The sequence below is a fragment of the bacterium genome (genome assembly GCA_029210545.1).
GTDB lineage: Bacteria > BMS3Abin14 > BMS3Abin14 > BMS3Abin14 > BMS3Abin14 > JARGFV01.
Window position 1 is genome coordinate 1 of the sequence record JARGFV010000157.1, and the last position, 4,938, is coordinate 4,938.

A 4,938-nucleotide genomic window follows, 5' to 3' on the forward strand; every position below is an offset into this window, starting at 1 on the left:
TTTAGTATTCCGCACAAGCGAACGACTCAGCAACGCCGCCGGAACGGAAAAGAACCTCGTGAATAGTCCGGGCTAGCCTTCGGGCGGAGGCTCCCCCTGTCCCGCTCGATGGCTTTCCACATACCTCCCCCACCTCACCATCTGACCCTCGTAGGTCCTCCGGGCAGGCCGGAACCACATCAGTTCGAGCAGTGCGATGACACCGAACACCGCCATGAAACGGGGTTCCCCGGTCAGGAAGGTCAGGATGAGGCCCAGGACAGCCATTACCTCGGCCAATGCCCAGGTGATGATCCCCAGGATCACATGGGCCTGGAGAATGAGTTGGGCTCCCCGTTCGGGCACACGCAGTTCCTTGAGCCTGATAGCCGCTTCGGACCCAAGACCCCAGGAATCCAGGTCAAGGATCCGGGGAAACAGCTTCCTGTCGCTGAGATTTTCGCGGATCTTGAGCTGCACCGCAAAAAGGACTCCGGCAATGACGCCGAGAACCAGGGCGGCTGATGGTACAGACACGGCGACACGGGAGTCCAGAGGGGCGAACAACGCTACCGCTGCAAGAATGCCCACCCCCAGTATCATCCCTCCCCAGATGACCTGGAGCACCCTGTAACCCTGAACCGGATCCACCCTCGTCAGATCGTTAACCATTTGCTCCTCCCGAAAAACATCTGCCAGCGCCCTCATATCCCCGCCAGCCCGAATTGATGGACCCGCAAAAAGTCCATCAATTATTGTCCCGTCTGCGTGGACGAGCCGCCACCCACATCTTATAATAACATTGTAGGCCCCATATTCAGAAGTCTGCCGGGGAGCCCCAACCGACTTCTGAATGTAGTTCATCGAACCATGCTAGAATGAATTCATGAAAAATCAAGGGAGGAAAATATATGAATACAGCAGCTGCCCTTTTCTTTCTCGCCCTGGTGACCGTTCCAGTCATGGTATTTGCCGATAACCCCCTGGAAAAAGATATCTTCAAGACCTCGGGCGGCGACCTGGGGATCACCTTTATCGGTCACGGTACACTGATGATGACCTTTGCCGGCAGGGTGATCCACGTGGACCCTTACAGCAAGCTCACCGATTACAACCGTCTGCCCGATGCCGACCTGATCCTCATCACCCACGGACATGGGGACCACCTGGACATGAAGGCCATTGAGGCGATCCGGACAAAAACCACCGTCATTGTGGCAAACCCTGCCGCCGCGGAATCGCTGAGCGGTGCCCGGGTCATGGAGAACGGCCAGAAGCTGACGGTCCTGGACCTTCCCATCGAGGCGGTCCCGGCCTACAACGTTGTCCACAAGAGGGACAATGACGAACCGTTCCACCCGCCGGGCCGGGACAACGGCTACCTCGTCTCCTTCGGTGACAAGCGGGTGTACATCGCCGGAGACACGGAGAACATCGACGACATGAGGAGCCTGGGCCCAGTCGACATCGCCTTCCTGCCAGTCAACCTTCCCTACACCATGACCCCGGAGATGTTCGCCGACGCGGCAAGAATGGTCCGCCCGAAGATCCTGTACCCCTACCATTACGGCGACACCGACATGAAAAAGCTGTTGCAGCTCCTGGCCGACGAAAGTGACATCGAAGTCAGGGTACGGTCGATGAAATAGGGCGCAGGGCGGAAGGGCGGTCCAAAGCCCAAAGCCCAAAGTCCAAAGGGGAAGGGCAGAACGCAGAACGCAGAAAAGCAAACTTTGCAAGCCGGCAGATGTCAAAATACCTTCAATTTCCGGCAGACAGCTGGACCACTGGAGATAAACATGAAAGTAGAACAGGTCGAAGATCTTTCTCTACACCCTCAGCACGTGCGTGTGGTGCCGGAGGATGAAAAGATGGCTCGATCAGAAGGGGTTCGAATACAGCTACGTCGATGTAGACCTGGCCCCGGACAGGGAGCATGAAGCGATCATGGACGAGGTCCGCAAGTGGAACCCCTCCTGCTCTTTCCCGACCGTGGTGATCAACGATCAGGAATGCTTCTCGGGCTTTGACCCCGAACGGCTCGAGGAGATCCTGGGGCTATGACCGGCCAGCCCTCCGCCCGGAGGATCGAAATGATGTTCCGCAAGCTTCTCGCAGACGCTGAAGCAGGAGGGTATCACCTTAACCCCGACGAGGAGTTCACCAGGGAACTCCTCGAGGCACTTGTTGTGAACATCGACCGTTACGGCTACCCCTCCTGCCCGTGCCGCCTGGCCGGGGGCTCCCGCGATGAGGACCTGGACATCATCTGCCCCTGCGACTACCGGGACCCGGATCTCGACCAGTTCGGCGCCTGCTACTGCGCCCTTTACGTGTCAAACGAGATCGCGGAAGGGAAGAGGGAGGCACGATCTATCCCGGAGAGAAGGCCGCTGAAGAGCGAACGGGATAGATCGTCCGAGGGGGCGAGGGGGCGAAGGGGCGAAAGAGCTGAATTCACGGACTCACGCATCCACGGACGTACGCGCGGACGTATTAGCCTACCCGGTGTGGCGGTGCAAGGTGTGCGGTTACCTGTGCGCCCGGGAGCATCCCCCCGGAAAGTGTCCCATCTGTAAAGCGGACAAGGACCGGTTTGAGAGGTTCATGTAAGAGCAGAAACCGGGAATCGGAAACCAGGAATCAGAATAAGGTCAAAAACTCGCAGCCACCTGCTTAATAGCTTAAGAACAAAATTAAAAGCTTTCTCACAGAGCGACTGTGTTAGTGCTTTTGATTTAGCCTTTAACTGATTTCTGATTCCTGCCCTGCCCTGAGCCTGTCGAAGGGATTCCTGATTCCTGCCCAAGGAATTTCCCCCTGTCCTCGAGAAATTCCTTGTAAACCTTGTAGTATTCCGTCTCTTCATACTCCACCACCTTCGGCGGGAGGTGGTCGAAGCTGTAGACGGTGGCGCCGGGGCAGGCCAGGAGGATGGGCGAGTGGCTGGCGATGATGAACTGGGCGTGGCCGCGCCAGGCGGCCTCCCTGATGATCTTGAGGAGCCGCACCTGGCTTCTGGGCGACAGGGCCGTTTCCGGTTCGTCCAGGAGGTACAGGCCCTCGATACTGTACCTGGACCCGAAGAAGGAGAGCAGGGACTGCCCGTGGGACTGGTTCATGAGGGAGCTTCCCCCGAAATATTTCAGGATGCCCGGATCGGACACAGCGAACTCGTCGAGAGCGGAAGCGAAGGTCCTGAAAATGTCGGAGGAGAAGAAGGATCCGGGAACAGCCCCATTGGACCAGCAAGCCTGGAGGTAATCGTGGAGTCTTTCTTCAAAGGGGCTTTTGGCGTGACGACGCCGGCCCTGCTCTTCCCAGATGTGGATCCCGGCTGCTCGGCAGATGGCCCGCAGGATCGTTGACTTCCCGGTCCCGTTCTCCCCGGCAAAGAGGGTCACAGGCAACAGGAAAGGGAGGGATCGGGTGTTTTTCAGAAGGGGCAGACCGAAAGGGTACTCGTTGGTTTCCGGGTACTCCCGAAACTTGAACCGGACCTCCTGGAGGTGGATCATCCCCGGTTCCTCGAGATCAGTTGGCCGGTTCCGTGCGCGGGGCCGGTTCGGCGGTGATCACACCGTCCCGCCCCAGCTTGAGCCTGAACTCTTTCTTCCGGGACTCGATGACGCAGCTGTCCCAGGACTCCCACCTGACGAAGCTCAACCCCTGGGCGAACTGGCTCCCCTCCTTCAGGAGATACCCCAACCTGACACCGTTGACGGAATAACTGCTCCTCACCTGGAGTTCCCGGCATCCTTCACCTGAGAACTGCAGCTCCTCGATCACAAGGTTGTCGTGGCGGGTGTACCTGAGGACCAGAACCCTGAAGGCCAGGATCGGACAGGTATCCGCGCCCGGGGCGTAGTAGACCGGATCGTACTCGTGACATGGGCCCAGGGAGATCTGGACAGCGTAGGGGTCGGCGGCTTGCTGGGGAAGCTTCATGGCTTCCACATTCACCGGGCCTGCCGAGGCCTGGGGAGGGAAGGCAGCCAGAGCACAGGCAAGGGTGCCAAGGGCCAGGGAAAAGATCGTCGTCGCGGGAGAGTTTTTTGTGTCCATGGGTCGGTATTCTACCACAAATTCAGGGAAAATATGATGGACTGGTAAAAACCCTTAACCCGCAACTGGGAAGGTCCGGCTCCCGGTCGGGGCGCCTGAGGGGTCTTTTTTGGCACAACGGTCTTGCTGGTACGCTGACTATCCGGTATCGACATCACCCGCCGTCCCCGATGTTCCGACCAGAAGTGCGTTTCCGGAGGATTACGGGTCATGGATTTCGGGTTGTTCCCGTCCGGCTGGTGTGGTATATACCCCCCTTACCCTGATCGCCGTTGATCGCCGCCACTGGGCGGCGTTTTTCCTTTGCAGGAGAAAGGGGGGACGGTTTGAGCCGCAAGATAATGGTTCCTGTCGACCTGAGCGAGGATTCCGAGATCGTCCTCGAGCGGGGCAAATTTTACCAGCAGGAGGGTGACGAGCTTATCCTGTGCCATATCGTGCCCGACCCGGCCGAGTTTGCCGGGTTCCACATCCCGCACATGTCCACCAACCTGGCGAAAAAAGAGCTCATGGACGTCGCCCGGAAGGAACTCGTTGAATTCGTCGAAGATTTCGCTCCCGGGACAGCTTACAGGCTTGTCATGGGCGCGCCCGCACGGGAGATCATCAAGGTCGCCGAAGAGGAGAAGGTCGATCTCATCGTCATCGGCAGCCACCGGGGAGGAGCGTGGGCCCACCTTTTCGTCTCCAACGCCTCGGAGAAGGTCATCAGGGACGCCATGTGCGAAGTTGTGGTCATCCCCCTGAGTATCGACACCGAGGAACAGCTCATCAAAAGACGCGCCAGGAGGAAGAAGGACAGGAGCGGGGCACAGAGCTAGCCCGGACTATTCACGAGGTTCTTTTTCGTTCCGGCGGCGTTGCTGAGTCGTTCGCTTGTGCGGAATACTAAAG

Annotated in this window: 6 protein-coding genes and 1 pseudogene; 4 read left to right on the forward strand and 3 right to left on the reverse strand. The window is 58.4% G+C overall.

The features are described 5' to 3' along the window. Window positions 1-72: 72 nt before the first annotated feature. Window positions 73-651, reverse strand: a complete 579-nt coding sequence (locus P1S46_11545; GenBank protein ID MDF1537109.1) for a hypothetical protein — start codon at window positions 649-651, stop codon at window positions 73-75. 239 nt (window positions 652-890) lie between these two features. Between P1S46_11545 and P1S46_11550 the strand changes: the two genes are divergently transcribed. The 3 genes and pseudogenes from P1S46_11550 (at window position 891) to P1S46_11560 (ending at window position 2,592) form a co-directional block, all read left to right on the forward strand. Next, complete coding sequence (locus tag P1S46_11550) at window positions 891-1,628, forward strand: MBL fold metallo-hydrolase (GenBank protein ID MDF1537110.1); 738 nt, start codon at window positions 891-893, stop codon at window positions 1,626-1,628. A 172-nt stretch (window positions 1,629-1,800) separates the two neighbouring features. Next, on the forward strand, window positions 1,801-2,043 hold the full coding sequence (locus tag P1S46_11555) for a glutaredoxin family protein (protein ID MDF1537111.1): 243 nt from the start codon (window positions 1,801-1,803) through the stop codon (window positions 2,041-2,043). After that, window positions 2,040-2,592, forward strand: a pseudogene (locus tag P1S46_11560) (ferredoxin-thioredoxin reductase catalytic domain-containing protein). The gene P1S46_11555 and the pseudogene P1S46_11560 overlap by 4 nt, the downstream one beginning before the upstream one ends. 125 nt (window positions 2,593-2,717) lie before the next feature. Here P1S46_11560 and P1S46_11565 read toward each other — a convergent pair. Continuing rightward, window positions 2,718-3,497, reverse strand: coding sequence for an AAA family ATPase (locus tag P1S46_11565; GenBank protein ID MDF1537112.1), 780 nt, complete (start codon window positions 3,495-3,497; stop codon window positions 2,718-2,720). A 16-nt stretch (window positions 3,498-3,513) separates the two neighbouring features. Continuing rightward, window positions 3,514-4,044, reverse strand: a complete 531-nt coding sequence (locus P1S46_11570) for a hypothetical protein (GenBank protein MDF1537113.1) — start codon at window positions 4,042-4,044, stop codon at window positions 3,514-3,516. Window positions 4,045-4,370: 326 nt separating this feature from the next. Between P1S46_11570 and P1S46_11575 the strand changes: the two genes are divergently transcribed. Next, entirely contained in the window at window positions 4,371-4,865 is a 495-nt protein-coding gene (locus P1S46_11575; protein MDF1537114.1) for a universal stress protein, read from the forward strand. Window positions 4,866-4,938: the final 73 nt, after the last annotated feature.